General features: G+C 67.6%; 21 protein-coding genes. 13 read left to right on the top strand and 8 right to left on the bottom strand.

Features of this window, described 5'->3' with window-relative positions:
• Positions 1 to 16: 16 nt before the first annotated feature.
• From ACFFII_RS11245 to ACFFII_RS11205, 9 genes are all read left to right on the top strand, one after another.
• On the top strand, positions 17 to 418 hold the full coding sequence (locus ACFFII_RS11245) for a PepSY domain-containing protein (protein WP_377698974.1): 402 nt from the start codon (positions 17 to 19) through the stop codon (positions 416 to 418).
• 1 nt (position 419) lies between these two features.
• Positions 420 to 1,082, top strand: a complete 663-nt coding sequence (locus ACFFII_RS11240) for a response regulator transcription factor (protein ID WP_377698973.1) — start codon at positions 420 to 422, stop codon at positions 1,080 to 1,082.
• On the top strand, positions 1,079 to 2,398 hold the full coding sequence (locus ACFFII_RS11235; protein ID WP_377698972.1) for an ATP-binding protein: 1,320 nt from the start codon (positions 1,079 to 1,081) through the stop codon (positions 2,396 to 2,398). Before ACFFII_RS11240 ends, ACFFII_RS11235 begins: the two co-directional genes overlap by 4 nt.
• Positions 2,399 to 2,588: 190 nt before the next feature.
• Positions 2,589 to 3,791 carry a M24 family metallopeptidase gene (locus ACFFII_RS11230; protein ID WP_377698971.1) on the top strand — a complete coding sequence of 401 codons (1,203 nt, stop codon included), beginning with the start codon at positions 2,589 to 2,591 and terminating at the stop codon, positions 3,789 to 3,791.
• 127 nt (positions 3,792 to 3,918) lie between these two features.
• Positions 3,919 to 5,526 (top strand): ABC transporter substrate-binding protein, encoded by a 1,608-nt coding sequence (locus tag ACFFII_RS11225; RefSeq protein ID WP_377698970.1) that lies wholly within the window; start codon positions 3,919 to 3,921, stop codon positions 5,524 to 5,526.
• 69 nt (positions 5,527 to 5,595) lie between these two features.
• Entirely contained in the window at positions 5,596 to 6,603 is a 1,008-nt protein-coding gene (locus tag ACFFII_RS11220; protein ID WP_377698969.1) for an ABC transporter permease subunit, read from the top strand.
• Positions 6,600 to 7,502, top strand: coding sequence for an ABC transporter permease subunit (locus ACFFII_RS11215; protein WP_377698968.1), 903 nt, complete (start codon positions 6,600 to 6,602; stop codon positions 7,500 to 7,502). The genes ACFFII_RS11220 and ACFFII_RS11215 overlap by 4 nt, the downstream gene beginning before the upstream one ends.
• A gap of 3 nt (positions 7,503 to 7,505) precedes the next feature.
• Positions 7,506 to 8,345: an ABC transporter ATP-binding protein gene (locus ACFFII_RS11210; protein WP_377698967.1), complete on the top strand. Its 840-nt coding sequence runs from the start codon at positions 7,506 to 7,508 to the stop codon at positions 8,343 to 8,345.
• On the top strand, positions 8,342 to 9,190 hold the full coding sequence (locus tag ACFFII_RS11205) for an ATP-binding cassette domain-containing protein (RefSeq protein WP_377698966.1): 849 nt from the start codon (positions 8,342 to 8,344) through the stop codon (positions 9,188 to 9,190). Before ACFFII_RS11210 ends, ACFFII_RS11205 begins: the two co-directional genes overlap by 4 nt.
• 42 nt (positions 9,191 to 9,232) lie before the next feature.
• Here ACFFII_RS11205 and ACFFII_RS11200 read toward each other — a convergent pair whose 3' ends face one another.
• The gene (locus ACFFII_RS11200; RefSeq protein WP_377698965.1) at positions 9,233 to 10,177 is read right to left on the bottom strand and encodes a manganese catalase family protein; all 945 of its coding nucleotides are present in this window, start codon (positions 10,175 to 10,177) and stop codon (positions 9,233 to 9,235) included.
• A gap of 437 nt (positions 10,178 to 10,614) precedes the next feature.
• Between ACFFII_RS11200 and cphA the strand changes: the two genes are divergently transcribed.
• The 4 genes from cphA (at position 10,615) to ACFFII_RS11180 (ending at position 16,177) form a co-directional block, all read left to right on the top strand.
• The gene (gene cphA / locus ACFFII_RS11195) at positions 10,615 to 13,488 is read left to right on the top strand and encodes a cyanophycin synthetase (protein WP_377698964.1); all 2,874 of its coding nucleotides are present in this window, start codon (positions 10,615 to 10,617) and stop codon (positions 13,486 to 13,488) included.
• The gene (locus ACFFII_RS11190) at positions 13,485 to 14,288 is read left to right on the top strand and encodes a cyanophycinase (protein WP_377698963.1); all 804 of its coding nucleotides are present in this window, start codon (positions 13,485 to 13,487) and stop codon (positions 14,286 to 14,288) included. Before cphA ends, ACFFII_RS11190 begins: the two co-directional genes overlap by 4 nt.
• Before the next feature lie 102 nt (positions 14,289 to 14,390).
• Positions 14,391 to 15,269: an isoaspartyl peptidase/L-asparaginase family protein gene (locus tag ACFFII_RS11185; RefSeq protein ID WP_377698962.1), complete on the top strand. Its 879-nt coding sequence runs from the start codon at positions 14,391 to 14,393 to the stop codon at positions 15,267 to 15,269.
• Between the two features lie 110 nt (positions 15,270 to 15,379).
• The gene (locus ACFFII_RS11180) at positions 15,380 to 16,177 is read left to right on the top strand and encodes a calcium-binding protein (RefSeq protein ID WP_377698961.1); all 798 of its coding nucleotides are present in this window, start codon (positions 15,380 to 15,382) and stop codon (positions 16,175 to 16,177) included.
• Between the two features lie 33 nt (positions 16,178 to 16,210).
• Here ACFFII_RS11180 and ACFFII_RS11175 read toward each other — a convergent pair whose 3' ends face one another.
• From ACFFII_RS11175 to secF, 7 genes are read right to left on the bottom strand one after another with little or no spacing between them, the layout of a single operon-like run.
• A complete protein-coding gene (locus ACFFII_RS11175) occupies positions 16,211 to 16,756 on the bottom strand; it encodes a DsbE family thiol:disulfide interchange protein (protein ID WP_090753448.1) in 546 nt (181 codons plus the stop codon).
• Entirely contained in the window at positions 16,749 to 16,895 is a 147-nt protein-coding gene (gene ccmD, locus ACFFII_RS11170) for a heme exporter protein CcmD (RefSeq protein ID WP_377698960.1), read from the bottom strand. The genes ACFFII_RS11175 and ccmD overlap by 8 nt, the downstream gene beginning before the upstream one ends.
• Entirely contained in the window at positions 16,892 to 17,617 is a 726-nt protein-coding gene (ccmC, locus tag ACFFII_RS11165; protein ID WP_377698959.1) for a heme ABC transporter permease CcmC, read from the bottom strand. Before ccmC ends, ccmD begins: the two co-directional genes overlap by 4 nt.
• A 42-nt stretch (positions 17,618 to 17,659) precedes the next feature.
• Entirely contained in the window at positions 17,660 to 18,316 is a 657-nt protein-coding gene (gene ccmB, locus ACFFII_RS11160) for a heme exporter protein CcmB (protein WP_090753440.1), read from the bottom strand.
• A gap of 40 nt (positions 18,317 to 18,356) precedes the next feature.
• Positions 18,357 to 18,992, bottom strand: coding sequence for a heme ABC exporter ATP-binding protein CcmA (gene ccmA, locus ACFFII_RS11155; protein WP_377698958.1), 636 nt, complete (start codon positions 18,990 to 18,992; stop codon positions 18,357 to 18,359).
• Between the two features lie 8 nt (positions 18,993 to 19,000).
• On the bottom strand, positions 19,001 to 19,354 hold the full coding sequence (locus ACFFII_RS11150) for an Mth938-like domain-containing protein (protein WP_377698957.1): 354 nt from the start codon (positions 19,352 to 19,354) through the stop codon (positions 19,001 to 19,003).
• Positions 19,354 to 20,349, bottom strand: coding sequence for a protein translocase subunit SecF (gene secF, locus ACFFII_RS11145; RefSeq protein ID WP_377698956.1), 996 nt, complete (start codon positions 20,347 to 20,349; stop codon positions 19,354 to 19,356). Before secF ends, ACFFII_RS11150 begins: the two co-directional genes overlap by 1 nt.
• Positions 20,350 to 20,359 lie beyond the last annotated feature (10 nt).

Raw genomic sequence — 20,359 nt, 5'->3', positions numbered from 1 at the left:
GCGTCCGCGTTTCCTGATGGCAGCTCTTGTCGCCGCGCTGGTCCTGGTGCTGGCCGGGCTGGCGGTCTCGCGCCATGGGCCGGGACCGTACCATGCGCATCCGCCAACAGGGACCGCGCCGATGCCGCGCGGTCTCGACCTCGGTCCGCAGGACGAGGAACGCTTTGCCGGACCGATCAAGGACGTGATGCCGATGCACCAAGCGGTTCGGCGGGCGATGCGGCGCTTCGATGGCAAGGTGCTGGACATTGCCCTTGTTCCGCAACGAGGAGGCGGCAGCCCGCTTGTCTACCGCATCCGCATCCTGACGCGCAGCCGTGATGTGGTGGACATCCGCATGGATGCCATGACCGGCCGCTTTCTCGAGGTGCGGGGCGCGGACCTGGGCGCGGCGCGCACGAACGAAAAGGACGACTGACATGCGCTGTCTCATCGTGGAGGACGACCCGACGCTGGCCTCCCAGCTTGCGCAGGCCATGGCCGAGGGCGGCTTCGTCCCCGACGTCTTCCACGACGGCCGCGATGCCGAATTCGCGGGCGCGACCGAGCCCTATGACGTGGCCGTTCTGGACCTCGGCCTGCCGGGCCTGCCAGGGATCGAGGTGCTGACCCGCTGGCGTGCGCAGGGCGTGACGATGCCGGTCCTGATCCTGACCGCGCGCGGCGACTGGTCCGACAAGGTGGCGGGCTTTCGGGCCGGTGCCGATGATTATGCGGTGAAACCCTTTCGGCTGGACGAGGTCGTCCTGCGGGCCCAGACCCTGGTGCGCCGGGCCGCGGGCCATGCCCGCGTGGTGCTGACGGCGGGTCCGTTGGCCTATGACACGCAGCTTGGGGTCATCACCCGTGACGGCGTGGCGCTGAAGCTCACGCCCTTCGAGACGCGCATCCTCGGCTATCTCATGCACCATCCCGACCGCATCGTCAGCCGCACCGAGTTGAGCGAGCATCTTTACGACGCGGGCAGCGACCGCGACTTCAAGTCGATCGAGGTCGTGATCGGCCGCCTGCGCCGGAAGATCGGCGACGGGCTGATCGAGACACGGCGCGGCGAAGGTTACGTCCTGCGGCGATCCGCATGATCCGCTCGCGCCTCGATTCCATCCGCGCGCGGCTGCTCGCCGCCGCCGCCCTGTGGCTGACGCTGGCATTGCTGGGGGCATGGTGGATCATCGGCGGCGTGCTGGACCGCTTCGTGACCGAGCGTTTCGACGCCGAGGCCGCCGCCATTGCCGAGACCGTCATTGCCGGAACCGAGGTGGGGGTGGACGGCCGCCCTGCCCTTGTCCGCCCGCCCACGGACCCGCGCCTGTCGCAGCCCCTGTCGCTTTACGGATGGCAGCTCGAAACCGGGGCTGGCGCTCTGCTCGCGCGGTCGGGATCGCTGCTGGACCTGAGGCTTGCCGCCCCACCGGGCAGCTACAGCGGCGGCGCAGGAACCGGGCCCGAGGGCGAGCCCCTCCGCGTCATGCGCCGCGTCTTCACCCTGCCCGGCGCAGAGGAAGCGCTGGCCGTGGTCGTGACGGTCCCCAGGTCCGAGATCGACGTCTCCCTGTTCCGTGTCCGCCAGCCGCTCGCCCTGTCCCTGATCGTGCTGGGGGCGGGCCTTGCCGCGGCAAGCCTTGCGCAGGTCGGCTGGGGCTTGCGGACGCTGGACCGGATGGGGCGTGACATCCGGGCAATCCGGGCAGGACAGGCCGAGCGCCTGCCCCTGCCCACGGTCGCCGAACTGCGCCCCATGGCGGCCGAACTGAACGCCCTGCTGGATGCGAACCGTCTGGTCATTGCGCGATCACGCGAGCACCTTGGCAATCTTGCCCATTCGCTGCGCACACCCTTGTCGGCCTTGGCGAACACCCTGTCCCCTGATCACCCCGGCCGCGTGCTGGTGGACCGCATGGACCGCCAGATCACCTGGCACCTGCGCCGCGCGCGTAGCGCGGGCACGCCCCGGCTGCTGGGACAAAGCACGCCTGTCGCTGCGGTCATCGACGATCTGCTGCTGGTCCTGCGCCGAATGGCGGACAGCCGGGCGGTGGCGATCACGTTCCGCGGCGCGCCCGACGCGCGCTTTGCCGGCGAACGTCAGGATCTCGAGGAGATGCTGGGCAACCTTCTGGAAAACGCCACCAAATACGCGGCCTCCCGGATCGAGGTTTCGGCGGCTCGGCACGACGGCAGGCTGGTCGTCGGAATCCAGGACGACGGCCCCGGCATGGCGGATGCGGACCATGCCCTTGCGCTCAGCCGTGGCGGACGGCTGGACGAGATGGGACCGTCTGGGGCGGGTCTGGGGCTGGCCATCGTCGCGGACCTTGCGGGACTTTATGGCGGCAGGCTTGATCTTGGCCGCTCGGTCTTGGGGGGGCTGAAGGCGACGCTGACCCTGCCGGGCTGAGGTGCCGCGGGTTGCACGGTCACAGGGGGGCTTCGCCCCCGCCGGCTGCGGGCAGCCGGCTCCCCCAGGATATCTTTTCGAAGAAGAAGGGGCGTGGTGTTGCGGGCGCGCGGATCAGGCATGGCCGGTGGCTTGCCGTTCGCCCGATTCCGGGGTCAGAACGCGCCAGCGAATCCACTGCGGGCCTGTAATGACTGTTGATACCGACTTTGATCAAGCGCTGCGTGGCTTTCAGCCTGTCTCGGTCCCTGCGATCACGGACGCCGAGTTCGCGGCGCGCCGGGCTGCGCTTCAGCAGTCCATGCGCCGCGAGGCCGTGGGCGCGGTCTGGCTGGATGCCTCGACCTCGCTGGTCTACTTCCTGGGCCACGCCCTGGGCCGGTCCGAGCGCATCCATGGCGCCCTTATCTTTGCCGAAGGCGAGCCGCTGCACGTCAGCCCGACCTTCGAGGAGCCGAAGCTGCGCAGCCTTCTGCGCCAGCCCGGCGAGATCGCCTGCTGGGAAGAAGACGAAGATCCTTATGCCCTGATCGCCGCCGCCGTCGGCACCCGCTGTGGCGAGGGCGCGACACTTGCGCTGGACGACACCACGCCGTTCCTGTTCGCGGCCCCCATCTCTGCGGCGATGGAGGGGCGAGTGGTCCCGGCCAAGGGGCTGATCTCGGCCATGCGGCAGATCAAGTCGCCCGCCGAGATCGCCATCATGCAGGCCACCATGGCTGCCAGCTGGCAGGTGCAACGCGCCGTGTGGCAGGGACTGCGTGCGGGCGTCTCGACCACCGAGGTCTGCGCCTTCATCGACGCGGCCCATCGCGCGCAAGGGCTGTCGCCCCTGTTTGCGGCGGTGCAGTTCGGCGAGGCCACGGCCTACCCCCATGGCGTTCCCTGTCCGCAGCAATTGCAGCCTGGCGACATGGTGCTGGTGGACATGGGCGCGCGGCTGCACGGCTATCCCTCCGACATCACCCGCACCTATGTCTTCGGCACCCCTACCCCCCGCCAGCGCGAGCTTTGGGAACATGAGCGGGCCGCCCATGCAGCTGCTTTCGCGGCCGCCCGGATCGGCGCGCCTTGCGAATCGGTGGATCAGGCAGCGCGGGATCACCTGACCCAAGCGGGCTTCGGGCCGGGCTATGCGGTGCCCGGCCTGCCGCATCGCACGGGGCACGGGCTCGGTCTCGACATTCACGAGGACCCCTTCATCGTGAAGGGCAACCGGACCCCTCTGGCTCCTGGCATGTGCTTCTCGATCGAGCCGATGCTTTGCCTTTACGGCGAATGCGGCATCCGGCTTGAGGATATCGTTTTCATGACCGGGGACGGACCCCGCTGGTTCTGCCCGCCGGCCTATGATATCGAACGGCCTTTCGGTCCTGACGCGAACGTGGCCTGACGTTACGAACGCTTCACTGCACAGTGGAATATCTGCCGCGACTTCCTCTATAGAACGGAACAGCCTCCGGCGCGCAGGGCGTGATCGGGGAAGAACGACTCTCAACAGTGAGTGAAAGGACCCTTCGATGACGCTTCTCTCCCGCGGGCTGATCGCCGCGTCGGCGATCGCCCTGTCGGCCGCCGCGACGCCGGTCATGGCCAAGACCTTCATCTACTGTTCCGAAGCCTCGCCCGAAGGGTTCGACCCCGCGCCCTATACCGCGGGCAGCACCTTCGACGCCTCGGCGCATCCGGTCTACAACCGCCTGACCGAGTTCAAGAAGGGCACCACCGAGGTCGAGCCGGGCCTGGCGGAAAGCTGGGAAGTGTCCGAGGACGGCACCGTCTACACCTTCAAGCTGCGCCCGGGCGTCAAGTGGCACTCGAACGACAAGTTCACCCCCACGCGCGACATGAACGCCGATGACGTCGTCTTCTCGTTCGAGCGTCAGGCCGATGCCAACCACCCGTGGAACCAGTACATCCCGGGGCTGAGCTACGAATATTACAACTCGATGGACATGCCCAAGCTGGTGAAGTCCGTCGAGAAGGTCGATGACCTGACCGTCAAGGTCACGCTGAATCAGCCCGAGGCGCCGTTCCTGGCCAACGTCGCCATGCCCTTCATGTCGATCCTGTCCAAGGAATACGCCGACGCGCTGGAAGCGGCGGGCACCAAGGAAGACCTGAACAACGCCCCCATCGGCACCGGCCCCTTCAAGTTCGTGGCCTACCAGAAGGACGCGGTGATCCGCTTCCAGAAGAACCCCGACTACTGGGGCACCGCGCCGCTGATCGACGACCTGGTCTTTGCGATCACCCCGGACGCCGCCGTGCGCCTGCAGAAGCTGAAGGCCGGCGAATGCCACCTGATGCCCTACCCTGCCCCGGCCGACATCGAGGCGATCAAGGCCGACACGAACCTCAAGCTGGACGAGCAGGCCGGCCTGAACGTGGGCTACCTCGCCTACAACACCACCGTCGCGCCCTTCGACAACCCGAAGGTCCGCAAGGCGCTGAACATGGCCATCAACAAGCAGGCCATCGTGGACGCGGTGTTCCAGGGCGCGGCCGAGCCGGCGAAGAACCCGATCCCGCCGACCATGTGGTCCTATAACGACGCGATCCAGGACGACCCCTACGATCCGGAAGCCGCCAAGGCCGCTCTGGCCGAAGCGGGCGTCGAGAACCTGCAAATGGAAATCTGGGCGATGCCCGTGCAGCGGCCCTACATGCCGAACGCGCGCCGCACGGCCGAACTGATGCAGGAAGACCTGTCCAAGGCCGGCGTGCAGGCCAATATCGTGTCCTATGAATGGGGCGAATACCTGTCCAAGTCGATGGACCCGGGCCGCGCAGGCGCGGTCATCCTGGGCTGGACCGGCGACAACGGCGACCCGGACAACTTCCTTTCGGTCCTGCTCAGCTGCGCCTCGGCTACCGAGGGCGGTGCGAACCGTGCCTTCTGGTGCAACGAGGAATTTTCCAACCTGCTGCAGCAGGCGAAAGTGACCTCGGACCAAGCCGAGCGGACCAAGCTTTATGAGCAGGCGCAGGTGATCTTCAAGGAACAGGCGCCCTGGTTCACCATCGCGCATTCGACCCAGTACGTGCCGATGCGCCAGAACGTCACCGGCTTCGTCATGAGCCCGCTTGGCGACTATACTTTCGAGACCGTGGACATCGCGGAATAATCCGGCCCCGCCGGGTACCAACCGGATGCGCGGGGCCGGACCTCCGCGCATCCCACAGGAAAGAGGCGAATGATCCGTTTCATCCTCTCACGACTGCTCTACCTCGTCCCGACCTTCATCGGCATCACCATCATCGCATTCAGTTTCCCGCGCTTCCTTGCGGGCGACCCGGTGCTGCTGATGGCGGGCGAGCGTGGCGTCACCCCGGAAAGGCACGCCGAACTCAGCGCGCAACTGGGTTACGACAAGCCGCTGGTGCTTCAGTATTTTGACTTCCTCGGCCGGCTGCTGCATGGTGACATGGGCACCTCGCTGGTCACGAAGAAGCCGGTGCTGGCCGAGTTCCTGTCGCTGTTCCCGGCGACGGTCGAGCTTGGGCTGGTCGCCATCCTCATCGCCGTCCTGCTGGGCGTCCCTATCGGCGTCATCGCCGCGATCAAGCGCGGAAGCTGGTTCGACCAGCTGTCGATGACCGGGGCGCTGGTCGGCTTCTCGATGCCGATCTTCTGGTGGGGCCTGCTGCTCATCATCTTCTTCTCGGGCTATCTCGGCTGGACGCCAGTGTCGGGGCGGATCTCGCTGATGTATTTCTTCCCGAACGTCACCGGATTCATGCTGATAGACAGCCTGATCTCGGGCCAGGACGGCGCCTTCGCCTCGGCGGTGCAGCACCTGATCCTGCCCTCGATCGTGCTGGCCACGATCCCGCTTGCCGTGATCGCGCGCCAGACCCGGTCGGCCATGCTCGAGGTCATGTCCGAGGATTACGTCCGCACCGCCCGCGCCAAGGGGATGCCCCGCCGCCGCGTGATCGGCGTCCACGCGCTGCGCAACGCCCTGATCCCGGTCGTGACCACCATCGGCCTTCAGATCGGCGTGCTGCTGGCCGGCGCGATCCTGACCGAGACGATCTTTTCCTGGCCGGGCATCGGCAAGTGGATGATCGATTCCATCTCGCGCCGTGATTACCCGGCCGTGCAATCCGGCCTGCTGCTGATCGCGGGCGTGGTGATGGTCGTGAACCTGCTGGTCGATCTCACCTATGGCCTCATCAACCCGAGGATCCGCCACAGATGAGCGACGTATCCGTCAAGCTTTCGGACGCCGCCATCCGCCGGCGTCAACTCAGCGAGTTCTGGTTCTACTTCAGCCGCAACAAGGGCGCGGTCGTGGGCCTCGGCATCTTCCTGCTGATGGTCTTCACGGCGATCTTCGCCGACTGGCTCGCCCCCCACAGCCCGACGCTGCAGTATCGCGACGCGCTGCTGCTGCCACCGGCCTGGCTGGATGGCGGCCGCGCCGAGTTCCTGTTGGGCACTGACCCCGTGGGCAGGGATATTCTGTCGCGGCTGATCGCGGGATCGCAGTATTCGCTGTTCATCGGCATCGTGGTCGTCTCGATCGCGCTGCTGGGGGGCGTCATCATCGGGCTGATCGCCGGCTTCTTCGGCGGCTGGCTGGATGCGCTGATCATGCGCATCATGGACGTGATCCTGGCCTTTCCATCCCTGCTGCTGGCGCTGGTGCTGGTGGCGGTCCTTGGCCCCGGCCTGACCAACGCGATGATCGCCATCGCCATCGTCTACCAGCCTCATTTCGCGCGTCTGACCCGCGCCGCTGTCATGGCCGAGAAGCAGCGCGAATATGTCAGCGCGGCCCGCGTGGCCGGCGCCGGCAACCTGCGGCTCATGTTCCTGACGATCCTGCCCAACTGCGTGGCGCCCCTGATCGTGCAGGCGACGCTGTCCTTCTCGTCGGCCGTGCTGGACGCCGCCGCGCTGGGCTTCCTCGGCATGGGCGCGCAGCCGCCCGCGCCCGAATGGGGCACCATGCTGGCCGAGGCGCGCGAGTTCATTTCCCGCGCCTGGTGGGTCGCCACCTTCCCCGGCCTTGCGATCCTGATCGCGGTGCTGGCGATCAACCTGATGGGCGACGGGCTGCGCGACGCGCTCGACCCGAAACTCAAGCGGAGCTGACGCATGGCGATCCTGAACATCCGCAACCTCACCGTCCGCTTCGCCACCGCCACCGGCAGCTTCACCGCCGTCGATGGCGTGGACATCCGCGTGGACCGGGGCGAGGTGCTGGCCATCGTGGGCGAATCCGGGTCCGGCAAGTCGGTGTCGATGCTGGCGGTGATGGGCCTGCTGCCCGACACCGCCACCGTTACCGCCGACGAGATGACCTATGACGGCCGCGACCTGCTGGCAATGTCCGAGGCTGAGCGGCGCCGCCTAATCGGGCGCGAGATCACCATGATCTTCCAAGAGCCCATCGCCTCGCTGAACCCGGCCTTCACCGTCGGCTTCCAGATCGAGGAGGTTCTGCGCCTGAACCTCGGGCTTGGCCGCCGCGAGGCCCGCGCCCGCGCGCTGGACCTGTTCCGCGCCGTCGGCATCCCCTCGCCCGAGGAGAAGCTCAAGTCCTATCCCCATCAGCTTTCCGGCGGCCAGTGTCAGCGGGTGATGATCGCCATCGCCATTGCGTCCAAGCCCCGCCTGCTGATCGCGGACGAGCCGACGACCGCGCTGGACGTGACGATCCAGAAGCAGATCCTCGACCTGCTGATGGACCTGCAGGAGGATTACGGCATGGCGCTGATCCTCATCACCCATGACATGGGCGTGGTGGCCGAGACCGCCGACCGCGTCGTCGTGCAATACAAGGGCCGGAAGATGGAGGACGCCGACGTGCTGTCGATCTTCGAATCCCCGCAGAACCCCTATACAAAGGCGCTGCTGTCGGCCCTGCCGGAAAACGCGACCGGCGACCGGCTTCTGACCGTGTCCGACTTCTTCGCGGCCGAGGCCGCCCGATGAGCGCCGTGGTGCTGGAAGGCCGCAAGCTGGTCCAGGATTACCATGTTCCCGGAGGACTGTTCGGCGGCGCCAAGACCGTGCGGGCTCTGAAGGGCATCGACTTCAAGGTCGAGAAAGGCAAGACCCTCGCAATCGTGGGCGAATCCGGCTCTGGCAAGTCGACGCTGGCGCGCATCATCGCCCTGATCGACGCGCCCTCGGGTGGCGAACTGCTGATCGACGGGCAACGCGTGGACATCTCGAAGACCCGTCCGGGTCCGGCGATGCGGTCCAAGGTCCAGATGGTGTTCCAGAACCCTTATGGCAGCCTCAACCCGCGCCAGAAAATCGGCAACGTGTTGATGGAGCCGCTGGTCATCAACACCGACGTGCCCGCAGACGAGCGCCGCGCGCGGGCCGAGGCGATGCTGGTCAAGGTCGGCCTGGGGCCGGAACACTTCAACCGCTATCCGCACATGTTCTCGGGCGGCCAGCGGCAGCGGATCGCCATCGCGCGGGCGCTGATGCTGAACCCCTCGCTTCTGGTGCTGGACGAGCCGGTGTCGGCGCTGGACCTGTCGGTGCAGGCGCAGGTGCTGAATCTGCTCGCGGACCTGCAGGACGAGTTCGGGCTGACATATGTCTTTGTCAGCCATGACCTGTCGGTGGTGCGCTACATCGCCGACGACGTGATGGTCATCAGCGAGGGCGTGGCTGTGGAACAGGGCACGCGCGAGGAAGTCTTCGCGGACCCGAAGCACCCCTATACGCGCCAGCTTTTCGCCGCGACCCCGATCACGGATGTCGAGGCGATCCGCGCCCGCGTGGCCCGGCGCAAGGCCGCAAAGGCTGCGAAAGCCGCCTGAGGGAGGAAACGGTGGCCGACCGATGTCGGCCACCGGGTTGCCTTACAGCGAGCCGCCGCCCTGCATGGCCGCCTTGGTCAGCTTCTCGGCAATCTCGAACATTTCCTCGGGCGCATAATCCGGGGTAAAGGCCGAGGGCACGCCCACAAGCTGGTGGATCTTGCCGCCTTCCGGCATCCCCTCGATCACTTCCAGCGGTCCGGGCGGATCGGTCGGCAGCGCCTCGCCGCTCCAGACCCCCGCCAGCGCCTGGTAGTCGCCGGGCGAGAAGGTGTAGATGCGGCGGTGCGACCCCGCCTGCAGATACTTGCGCGCCTCGGGCACCTTGTCGGTCGGAATGTTCGGCGTCGGCAGCATCTGGTGGATGTCCACGCCCGTCAGGCGCTTGAGCGCCAGGCCATAGGCATGGGCATGCACGCCGCCCCGCACCAGCAGATAGCCGCAGATCTCGCGCCCGGTCACGTTGTCCTGGGTCAGCGATTCATAGACCCGAAGCTTGTGCAGGCGCGCGCCGCATTCCAGGTGGAAGTTGTGCAGCAGGTCGATGATCACGTTGCCGGTCGTCGTGACCATGTCCACGTTCCAGGACATGGAGTTCGAGTTGACCGGGACCGACCCGCCCGCATGGCTATAGAAGGACGCGGCCGAACGGATGTCCTTCATCATCTCGAACGGCGCATTCGAGATGTCGCCCCCGTCACCTTCGTCGGCGCCCGGCACATCGGGGCCGTTGTTCAGCATGGCGACGCCGTTCGAGACCAGTTCGACGTGCCCCAGTTCCTCGGCAGTGATCGCCGCTACCAGTTCATAGAACGGCCGCAGCTTGTTCTTGGAGCGGAAGTTGAAGCTCTGGAACAGGTAGTTGCCCAAGGTGGACATCTCGCCGTACTTGCCGCCCAGCAATTCCTGGAGTGCGGCACCGGCGTTCGGATCCTGCCGCGCGGGCGCGGGCAGTTCGACCTGCAACTTGTCGACGCGAAGAAACATCTGTCGAATCCTTTGTGTGGCGGGTGCGAGGAAAGACCGACGAACGTCATCCTCGCGCCTCAACGCACATCGGCCGGGAAAGGACCCGACTAAAAAAAGTTGGTTTGCCCTTGCGTGCAACCATCGGAACGCCATTCGCGCAAGTCAGGACGAAACCTGCTGCTCGCGGAACAAGGGCGCTCTATCCGGCAGAGTGTCTCATGCGGTCCTGCTGACAAGCGGGAACCAAGCCGGTTCATCTACCAGCCTCTCTGCTTGGCCAAGCAGAATTCCTGCTTACATTCTTTAAGCTTACAGGATGTTCCGCACCCGGAGCCGAGGACCCCTGTCCGAGATTGATCCGGCAGACATCACTCGCCGCAACTTCCGGTTGCTCATGGTCCCTGCCTGCGGGCCATACAATGGAGAACATCATGTGTTCAGTTTCCGCCACTCCCATGCAGGTTCGCGGGACCGGAGTTTATCGAGGCCCCCATCTCTACAGTGCCACGCCGATGGTGCGGATCGAAATGGACCTCGGCGCGCTTGAAGACTGGCCCACGAACCGACTGCAGGGCTTCACTGACCGGCTGATGCAGGCGCTTCCGGGCCTTCACGAACATGGCTGCTGCTTCGGCGAGCCGGGCGGCTTCCTGCGCCGGCTGCGCGACGGCACCTGGCTGGGCCATGTGGCCGAGCATGTTGCGCTGGAACTGCAATCGAAGGCGGGAACGCCGGTCACGCGCGGCAAGACCCGCTCGGTCCGGGGGCAGCGCGGCGTCTACAACGTCATGTTCGCCTTTGGTTACGAGGAAGCGGGCCGCATGGCCGGGCGCTTCGCGCTGGAAATCGTGGACGGACTGCTGCCTGCGAACCTGCGCGGCATCACCGGCCTGTCGCGGCTTGACGACACTCCCGCCCCCCGCAGCGCCGACGGCAGCGTGGATGTCGAGGCCGCGATCCAGGACCTTTCCCGGCTGATCGGCCGCGTGGGCTTCGGTCCCACCACCCGCGCACTGGTGGACGAGGCGCGGCGGCGCGACATTCCGGTGATGCGGCTTGACGCCAACAGCTTCGTCCAGCTTGGGTACGGCGCCGCGCAAAAGCGCATCCGCGCCAGCGTGACGGGCGAAAGCTCTTCGCTGGCCGTCGAAGCTGCCTCGGACAAGAGCCTGACCAAGGCGCTTCTGGACGACGCGGGCGTGCCGGTGCCGCAGGGCGCCGTGGTGCGCTCGGTTACCGACGCGCTGGCGGCCGCAGGGAACCTCGGCTGGCCCGTGGTGGTGAAGCCGCTCGACGGCAACCACGGGCGGGGCGTGACGCTGGACATCGACAGCGCCGAGAAGCTGGAGGCCGCCTTCGAGGAAGCCCGCAGCCACAGCCGCCGTGTCATCGTCGAACAGCAGTTCCGGGGCCGCGATTATCGCGTGCTGGTCGTCGGCGGCGAGGTCTGCGCCGTGGCCGAGCGCGTACCTGCCCATGTGACCGGCGACGGCCGGTCCACCATCGCGCAACTGGTCGAGGCCGAGAACCGCGACCTGCGCCGGGGCGAGGGGCATGTGAAGGTGATGACGAAGATCGTCATCGACGACCATGTCCGCGCGCGGCTGGAACTGGCCGGGCTGACCCCGGACAGCGTGCCCCGGGCAGGCGAGCAGGTCTTTCTGCGCGGCACCGCGAACCTTTCCACCGGCGGCACCGCCATCGATCGCACGCTTGAGATCCATCCCGAGAACGCCTGGCTGGCCGCTCGTGCCGCGCAGGTGATCGGGCTCGACGTGGCCGGGATCGACATGACCCTGCCCGACATCACCCGCTCGGCCCGCGAGACCGGCGGCGGCGTGATCGAGGTGAACGCGAGCCCCGGCTTCCGCATGCATCTGGAGCCGTCCGAGGGTCAGCCCCGCAACGTGGCCCGCCCTGTGATCGACCGGCTGTTCCCGGACGGTAGCAATGGCCGCATTCCGGTTCTGGCCGTCACCGGCACCAACGGGAAGTCGACCACCGTGCGGATGCTGGCGCATATCTATCGCTCATTGGGCAAGACCGTTGGCTTCACGACCACCTCCGGCATCCAGGTGGGCGACCACCTGATCGCCGAGGTGGACGCCTCTGGCCCTCAGAGCGCGCGCAAGGTGCTGCGCGACCCCACTGTCGAGGTGGCGGTTCTGGAAACTGCCCGCGGCGGGATGCTGCGTGAAGGACTCGGCTTCGACTGGTGCGACGTGGGCGCCGTCCTGAACGTGCAGGAGGACCACATCGGCCTGAAGGGCATAGACAGCATCGAGGACCTGGCCCGGGTCAAGTCAATCGTCACCGAGTCCGTCCACCGTTCGGGCGCGAGCATCCTGAATGCCGACGATCCCCTGACTGTAGCCATGCGCCGCCATGCGGGCGGGCGGATCGTCTTCTTCTCGCTCAAGGGCGGGGAGGAGATGCCGGGCTTCCTGCGCGAGCATGTGGCTCAGGGCGATATGGCGGTGGTCCGTGAGGGCGGGATGCTTGTCCTGCACCGGCATGGCGAAACCCGCCGCCTGATGCGGGTGGGGGAGATCCCGGCCACGCTGGACGGCCTGGCCGAGTTCAACGTCCAGAACGCCATGGCCGCTGCCGCCATGGCCATTGCCCAGGGTGTGGAGCCCGAGGCAGTGGCCCGCGCCCTGTCCAGCTTCACCACCTCTTACGAGCAATCGCCGGGGCGGCTGAACATCCATGACGCGCACGGCTTCCGGGTGATCCTCGACTATGCCCACAACCCGGCGGGGCTGGCGGCGCTCGGCAGGGTGGTCGCGGGGCTGAGGGCGCGCCATCCCCGCGCCATCGGCATGGTCAGCATCCCCGGCGACCGGCGCGACGAGGACATGCACCTGATGGGCCGCATCGCGGCCGGCCTGTTCGACGAGATCGTCTTCCGTGAGGACCCGGCCCGGCGCGGCCGCGGTCAGGGCGAGATCGTGGGCCTTCTGGCCGAGGGCGCGCGGGCCGCAGGCTTCCCGGCCGAGCGGATGCATTGCGTGCTGGACGAGGAAGAGGCGGCCGACACCTGCCTGAGGCTCGCCCGTCCCGGCGATCTGGTGGTCCTGACCCCGACCGAGGTCGAGCAGATGTGGCGGCAGGTGCTTGACTGGCAGCCGGAACCCAGGCGCCCCAAGGTCGAGCCGGTGCTGCGCCTGCCAACGCTTGACGGGGAGGTCGAACTGATCGCCCCTGCGGGCACCGACCCCGATCTGCTCCGCCCCCGGATGGGCGCGGGCTGGGCCCTGCCCCCCTTTCCCGAGCCCGAGGGGGCCGAGATCGGGGCCAACGGTCTGCTGCGCAAGGTTCAACCGTGACGGCGGGCGCACTGATCGTCATCGGCGGGCATGAGCGCAAGGACGAGGACAGCGTCATCCTGAGGGAAGTCGCGCGGCGCGTGCGCGGGGGCCGTCTGGTTCTTGCGACCGTGGCCTCGTCTGAGCCCGAGGGCTATTACGAGGCCTATCGACCCGCCTTCGAGAAGTTGGGCGTCACCGAACTGGTCGAACTTTATGTCGAGAACCGCGAGGAAGCCCATGACAGCGCCAAGCTGGCGCTGCTGGACGGCGCCGCCGGGGTCTATTTCACCGGGGGCGACCAGCTGCGTATCACCAGCCAGATCGGCGACACGCCGCTGGAACGGCGCATCTATGAGCTGCACCGTCAGGGCGCGGTGATCGCGGGCACCTCGGCAGGCGCCTCGGTCATGAGCGACACGATGCTGGTGCGGGGCGCAGGGGCGGAATCCCACCGCATCGGCGACCTGCGGATGGCGGCGGGGCTGGGGCTGGTCAAGGACGTGGTCATCGACCAGCATTTCGCGGAACGCGGCCGGATCGGGCGTCTGCTCGGTGCGGTGTCGCAGAACCCGCGCACGCTGGGGATCGGCATCGACGAGGACACCGCCATCGTGGTCGAGGGCGACAGTTTCCGCGTGATCGGCAGCGGCGGGGTGACCGTCGTGGACGGGCATCGCATCACCCACTCGAACATCGCCGATGCCGAACCCGACCGGGTGCTGTCGCTTTTCGACGTGACGCTGCATGTCCTGGGCGCAGGCGACCGCTTCGACATCGCCGGGCGCCGTCCGCAGGCCTTTTCGGAGGACGACCCGTAACCGCGGGTCGATCCGGACTGGTCCGGCGCATCCGGGACCGGTGCCTCGCAGGATCGCCTCACGCGCCGGTACGAACAGGAAGACTTCCATCAGGAGCATCCCATGTGGGCGATCATTCTGCACGGCGGCGCCAAGGAGATCGAGCCGGAGGAAGCCGAGGCCAACCGCTCGGGCTGCCTGCGGGCGCTTGCTGCCGGGCAGGCAGTTCTGGAACGTGGGGCCTCGGCCGTTGATGCGGCCGAGGCCGCCCTGCGGGTGCTCGAGGATGACCCGATCTTCAACTGTGGCTATGGCAGCATTCCGAACCGTGCGGGCGAGGTCGAGATGTGCGCGGCCGTGATGGAAGGTCAGTCCTTCAACGTCGGCGCCGTGGGCGTCGTTCAGGGCGTCCGCAATCCCGTCAGCGTGGCCCGCGCCATGCTGGAAGAGGAGACCATCCTGATCGCGGGTCCGGGCGCGCGGGACTTCGCCGCAGAAAAGGGACTGGAGCTTTGCGATCCCGTCGCCCTCAAGGCGACAAGCGGGCAGAAACGTGAAAAGGCCGGAGCCCACGACACCGTCGGCTGTGTCGCGCTGGACCGGAACGGGCTGCTGGTCGCGGCGACCTCGACCGGCGGGCTTGAGGGCACTCCGGTCGGCCGCATGGGCGACTCGGCCATGCCGGGCTGCGGCTATTATGCCGACAACAGCGTCGGCGCGGTGGCCTTCTCCGGCGATGGCGAACATATCGCGCGCAAGATGCTGGCGGCGCGGGTCATGCACGCACTTGGGCAGATAAAGCCGGACGCCGCGCTGGAGCTTGCCGTCCGCCACGTGGCCGACATCGGCGGCGAGGCCGGGGGCATCGTCCTGACCCCCGACGGCCGCTTCGGCTGGATGCACAACAGTCGCGAATTCGCGGTCGCCTATGCCAGCAGCGAACGCCCCGAGCCGCAGGTCTTTCTGAGCAAGGAGGAAGAACAGGCCCAATGCGGCACCTGACGGGCGGTTTCCCGCCGGGCCGCAGATGATCCCGGATTTGTCATGCGGGCGTCACACGGGCCTGCGCCTACCCTTTCTGACCCAAACCGGATCAGAGAAGGAGACGCGACATGGCGACCATCAATGGCAACGACGACGACAACAGTCTTGTCGGCACGACCTTGGGTGACCTCATCCGCGGGCGCGGGGGCGACGACCGTCTTTGGGGACGGGCCGGCAACGATACCCTCGTCGGGGGCGATGGCGATGACCGCCTTTGGGGCGAGGCCGGGGATGACCGGCTCATCGGCGACGACGGCAATGACAGCCTGTGGGGCGGCGCAGGCAACGACCTGATCACCGACGATGACGGCAACGACTTCATCGACGGTGGTGAAGGCAACAACCGCATCAACGCCGATGATGGAAATGACACGATCCGTGCGGGCAGCGGCTCGGATTCAATCAACGCAGGCGAAGGGAACGACAACGTCTTCTCGGGTGCGGGCGGCGACCGGGTCTTCGGCGGCGAGGGGAACGACACGCTGAACGCGGGCGCCGGCAACGACATCGTCATCGGCGGCGAAGGCAACGACCTGATCCTCGGCGGCGCAGGCAATGACGACCTGGCGGCGGGCGAAGGCAACGACACTCTGGACGGCGGCGCCGGCAATGACCTGCTGCGCGGGGGTGAGGGCGATGACCGCTTCATCTTCAACGGCGGGCGGGACACGATCCGCAACTTCAATGACAGCAGCGACGACGACCAGATCGACCTGCGCAGCTTCGCGGGCCTCGACACCTTCGCCGACGTGCGCGAGCACCTGACCCAATCGGGCGGTCATGTCTTCTTCAACGATGGCACGGCCTCGCTGAAGATCGAGTGGACCTCGCTCGCCAGCCTGGGAGTGGACGACTTCATCTGGTGATCCGGGCCTGGGGCGGCGAAAGCCGCCCTGCCCTCACCGCTCGGCAGCCAGCGCCTTGTCCAGCTCGGGACGGAATCGGTTGGTGTAATCCTCGCGGATCAGCGGACCAGCATGGCGGTGAAGGATGTTGCCCTCTCCGTCCAGGATGAAGGTCTCTGGCGGGGCGGTCACGCCCCATTCGATCGCCGTGCGGCCCTGCGGGTCGGTCGCCAGCGCGGCGAAAGGATCGCCATGCTCGGCCAAAAAGCGCAGCGCGGCGGGCTCGGGGTCCTTGAGATCGATGCCGACGACGTTGATGCCCTCGGCCGTCAGGGCTTCCAGCGTCGGATGCTCGGCCCGGCAGGGCGGGCACCAGCTGGCCCAGAAGTTGACCAGCGTCACCTCTCCGCCACGCAGGTCGGCGTCGGTCAGCTGGCGCTTGCCGGGCAGCGTCGTTGCGGGCACCGCGGGCGCCTGCCGCCCGACCAGGGCCGAGGGCAGCGCAGTCGGGTCCTCGCGCCCCATGCCCCACAGGAACATGGCGGCCAGCCCTGCGAAGGCCAGCGGCGGAATGGCAACAAGCGGAGAGATCCTAGCCACGGCGTTCCACCTTCTCCAGCGCACGCCGGGCGCGCGAGGCAGCAACCAGTGTCTGGGCGATCAACCCGACGAGCAGGACGCCCGAGATGCTCCAGGCGGCCAGGACGGGAGCCGCGTGGCGGCCGAGTTCAGCGATCATGCGCGCATCTCCCTTGCCAGCAGGGCCGCGGTGCGGCGGCGGCGGATCTCGGTCCGGGTGCGGATCAGCAGCAGCGTCACGAACAGCAGGAAGAACCCCAGCATGCAGGTGTACAGCGGATAGCTGTAGACCGAGCTGATCCGGTCCCCCGGCGCGACGCTGATGGTCGATCCCTGGTGCAGCCCCTGGTTCCAGAAATGCGCCGCATAGCGCGACAGGAAGGCGAAGACGGAGCCCACCAGGCACATGACCCCCGTCAGGTCGGCCGCGTTGTCCGGGTTCTCGATCGCGGACCACAGGGCCATGTAGCCCAGGTAGAACAGCAGAAGGATCAGGAACGAGGTCAGCCGGGGGTCCCATTCCCACCAGGTTCCCCAGGTCGGCTGACCCCAGACGGCGCCCGTGACCAGAGCCATGACCGTCATCACCGCTCCGATGGGCGCCGCGGCGCGGGCGGCCAAGGCACTGACATGGTGGCGGCGGATCAGCCAGATCAGCGAGGCTACCAGCATCATGACCCAGATGTTGATCGCCATCATCGCCGAGGGCACGTGCAGGAACATGATCTTGACGGTCGCGCCCTGCTTGTAGTCCTCGGGCACCGTCCAGCCCCAGACCAGTCCCACCGGCAGGCAGATCGCCGTGGCGCCTATCAACCACGGCAGCACTGCGCCCGAGGTGCGCATGAACTTGACGGGGTTGGCGTATTCCCAGATCGACATGCTGCTTCCTCTAGCCGCGCGGGGGGGCCGCGTGAAGCCCCCTCACCGCAGGTTGACCCTCAGCGCGCCCGCGGCGGCAAAGGGGATTGCGGCCAGCGTGGCAAGGGTGATCCCGGCCAGAAGCACCAAGGGCGTCGTCCCGTCGCCCCCTGCGGCCCCGCGTCGCACCGCCTCGGCCCCGAAGATCAGGGTGGGCACGTAGAGCGGCAGGACCAGCAGCGACATCAGCAGCCCGCCCCGCCGCAGGCCCACCGTCAGGGCAGCCCCGAAAGCGCCCAGCATCGACAGCGCGGGCGTCCCCAGCAGCAGCGCCGCGACCAGCCATCCCTGCGCGCCCGAGGGCAGATGCAGCAGGATGCCGAAGACGGGCGCCGCCACCACCAGTGGCAGGCCCGTGGTGATCCAGTGGGCCGCCGCCTTGACCAGCACCGCACCCTCCATCGGCACGGGGGCGGTGGCCAGCAAGTCGAGGCTGCCGTCTTCCCAATCCAGCGCGAAAATGCGGTCCAGCGACAGCAGGCAGGCCAGCAGCGCGCCGACCCACAGGATGCCGGGGGCGATCAGGGCCAGCGTCCCGCCCTCGGGGCCTACGCCGAAGGGAACCAGCGTGCAGACGATCAGGAAGAAGGCGAGGCCCAGCCCGAAGCCGCCCCCGGCCCGCGTGGCAAGCCTCAGGTCGCGGATCAGCAGCGCGAGCATGGGTGCTCCTGTCCGGGCAGTTCCACGTGGGAAAGGCTTCTCATCCGAAGGCCTCGTCGAAGCTCGCAGGCGCGCGCGAGGGGGCCGTGGCGATTGCCCGATGCGCGCCGAGGTCCAGCACCCGCGCTTCGGGCAGGCCGAGGTCGATGTGGGTGGCGATCAGCGCCGCGCCCTGCGCCGCCAGATGGGCGCGCACGGCATCCGCAAACAGCGCGACCGAGCCTGCGTCCAGCGACACCGTGGGCTCGTCCAGCACCCAGACCGGGCGGCCCGTGACCAGAAGGCGCGCAAGCCCCAAGCGGCGTTTCTGCCCCGCCGACAGCATCGCGGCGGGCCGTTCGGCCAGTTGGGTCAGGTTCATGGCTTCAAGCGCGGGCTCGACGGGCGGGCCGCCGAAGACATCGCGCCAGAATCGCAGGTTCTCGGCCACGCTCAGCGCGCCCTTCAGCCCGTCCGCATGGGCGGCATAGGCGATGGCGTCGGGGTCTGCCTCAATGCGGCCCCCGACCGGGGGCTGAAGCCCCGCCACCGTGCGCAGAAGGGTCGTCTTGCCAATGCCGTTGGGTCCGCGCAGGATCAGCGCCTCGCCCGCGGAAAGGGTGAAGCCGACGCCCTCGACGGCGCGCCGGCCGCCACGCGACACGGCGAGGTCATGCGCCCGGACGAGCACGCCCATGCCGGACCTCAGACGGGAAGCAGGGCGCAGGCGACCCGCCGCCCCTCGGACAGCGTGATGTTGTAGCTGCGCGCGGCGCTGGGGGTGGACATCGGCTCGACCATCAGCCCCGCGTCTTCCAGCAGGGCGACCAGCGCGGCAGGCGGATGGGCGATGTCGGCGCCCATGCCCAGGAACAGCACGTCGATCCTGCCCCCCAGCGCCACCAGGGGCGCCGCATCCTCAAGCCCCGACCAGGTCCGGGCGCCGTCGGAGGTGACGATCAGCGCCCCACGATGGACCTGCCCTTCCACGCGGAAGAAGCCCGGCCCGTAGCCGTCCACCGGAACGCCCCCGGGATAGTCGCTTTCGCGCATGGCCATCAGGGCGTATCCTGGAAGGGCGTGCCCGACAGTTCGTCCCGCTCGGCCCGGGCGGTCTTCTCGGGCTTGCCCCAGTCGCGGCGCACGCCCAGCCACAGCACGACGCTTTTCGCAAGATACACGGTCGAATAGGCGCCGATGAACACGCCCAGGAACATCGCGAAGACGAAGCCCCGGATCACGTCCCCGCCCCAGATCAGCAGCGCCCCCAGGGCTAGGGCCGTGGTCATGGCGGTCATCACGGTGCGCGACAGTGTCTCGTTCACCGTCAGGTTCATGACGTCGATCAGCGGCATGGTCTTGAACTTGATAAGGTTCTCGCGCAGCCGGTCGAAGACGACCACCGTGTCGTTGACCGAATAGCCCAGGATCGTCAGCAGCGCGGCGATGGTGGTCAGGTCGAAGCGCAACTGGAACAGCGAGAAGATGCCGACGGTCACCAGCACGTCATGGACCAGCGCCGTCACCGCGCCCACGGCGAACTGCCATTCAAAGCGCAGCCAGATGTAGAACAGGATGCCGATGGTCGCCGCACCCACCGCGTAAAAGGCGGTCTTGATCAGCTCGTCCGAGACCTTGGGGCCGACGGATTCCACGGCCGCGAAGGTGACGCCGGGATCGACCTCGCGCAGGGCCGCCTCGATCCGGTTCAGCTCCTCGGGCGTGACCGAGCCGGTCTCGTTCGTGGTGCCGATGCGGATCTGCGCCACATGGCGGTCGGGGCCGAAGGAGGGGTCGAAGACCTCGGTGATGGACACGTCGCCCAGGTCCAGCCCGGCCAGCGCGTCGCGGTATTCCGACACCGAGAACTCGGTCGGGCTTTCCGCGCGGATGGTCGTGCCGCCCTTGAAGTCGATGCCGAAGTTCAGCCCCATGGTCAGGACGATGATGACCGAGGCCACCATCGCGAGAGCGGAGATGCCGGTGGTCAGCCACTGCCAGCGGAAGAAGTCGATCTTCGTGTTGTCGGGGACGAGTTTCAGACGGAATGCCATGAAGGTTTCC

Source organism: Paracoccus niistensis, assembly GCF_042432925.1.
GTDB classification, from domain to species: Bacteria; Pseudomonadota; Alphaproteobacteria; order Rhodobacterales; family Rhodobacteraceae; genus Paracoccus; species Paracoccus niistensis.
Note: the sequence above shows the minus strand (reverse complement) of the source record. Positions and strands in the feature narration are given on the sequence as shown.

Excerpts from the sequence above, each read along its gene's own strand:
- ccmA (WP_377698958.1), bottom strand. The coding sequence starts at position 18,992 with ATGGGCGTGCTCGTCCGGGCGCATGACCTCGCCGTGTCGCGTGGCGGC.
- ACFFII_RS11240 (WP_377698973.1), top strand. The coding sequence starts at position 420 with ATGCGCTGTCTCATCGTGGAGGACGACCCGACGCTGGCCTCCCAGCTT.
- ccmD (WP_377698960.1), bottom strand. The coding sequence starts at position 16,895 with ATGATCGCTGAACTCGGCCGCCACGCGGCTCCCGTCCTGGCCGCCTGG.
- ACFFII_RS11245 (WP_377698974.1), top strand. The coding sequence starts at position 17 with ATGGCAGCTCTTGTCGCCGCGCTGGTCCTGGTGCTGGCCGGGCTGGCG.
- ACFFII_RS11185 (WP_377698962.1), top strand. The coding sequence starts at position 14,391 with ATGTGGGCGATCATTCTGCACGGCGGCGCCAAGGAGATCGAGCCGGAG.
- ACFFII_RS11230 (WP_377698971.1), top strand. The coding sequence starts at position 2,589 with ATGACTGTTGATACCGACTTTGATCAAGCGCTGCGTGGCTTTCAGCCT.
- ACFFII_RS11225 (WP_377698970.1), top strand. The coding sequence starts at position 3,919 with ATGACGCTTCTCTCCCGCGGGCTGATCGCCGCGTCGGCGATCGCCCTG.
- cphA (WP_377698964.1), top strand. The coding sequence starts at position 10,615 with ATGCAGGTTCGCGGGACCGGAGTTTATCGAGGCCCCCATCTCTACAGT.
- ACFFII_RS11205 (WP_377698966.1), top strand. The coding sequence starts at position 8,342 with ATGAGCGCCGTGGTGCTGGAAGGCCGCAAGCTGGTCCAGGATTACCAT.
- ACFFII_RS11215 (WP_377698968.1), top strand. The coding sequence starts at position 6,600 with ATGAGCGACGTATCCGTCAAGCTTTCGGACGCCGCCATCCGCCGGCGT.
- ACFFII_RS11220 (WP_377698969.1), top strand. The coding sequence starts at position 5,596 with ATGATCCGTTTCATCCTCTCACGACTGCTCTACCTCGTCCCGACCTTC.
- ACFFII_RS11235 (WP_377698972.1), top strand. The coding sequence starts at position 1,079 with ATGATCCGCTCGCGCCTCGATTCCATCCGCGCGCGGCTGCTCGCCGCC.
- ccmB (WP_090753440.1), bottom strand. The coding sequence starts at position 18,316 with ATGCTCGCGCTGCTGATCCGCGACCTGAGGCTTGCCACGCGGGCCGGG.
- ACFFII_RS11150 (WP_377698957.1), bottom strand. The coding sequence starts at position 19,354 with ATGGCCATGCGCGAAAGCGACTATCCCGGGGGCGTTCCGGTGGACGGC.
- ACFFII_RS11180 (WP_377698961.1), top strand. The coding sequence starts at position 15,380 with ATGGCGACCATCAATGGCAACGACGACGACAACAGTCTTGTCGGCACG.
- secF (WP_377698956.1), bottom strand. The coding sequence starts at position 20,349 with ATGGCATTCCGTCTGAAACTCGTCCCCGACAACACGAAGATCGACTTC.
- ccmC (WP_377698959.1), bottom strand. The coding sequence starts at position 17,617 with ATGTCGATCTGGGAATACGCCAACCCCGTCAAGTTCATGCGCACCTCG.
- ACFFII_RS11210 (WP_377698967.1), top strand. The coding sequence starts at position 7,506 with ATGGCGATCCTGAACATCCGCAACCTCACCGTCCGCTTCGCCACCGCC.
- ACFFII_RS11200 (WP_377698965.1), bottom strand. The coding sequence starts at position 10,177 with ATGTTTCTTCGCGTCGACAAGTTGCAGGTCGAACTGCCCGCGCCCGCG.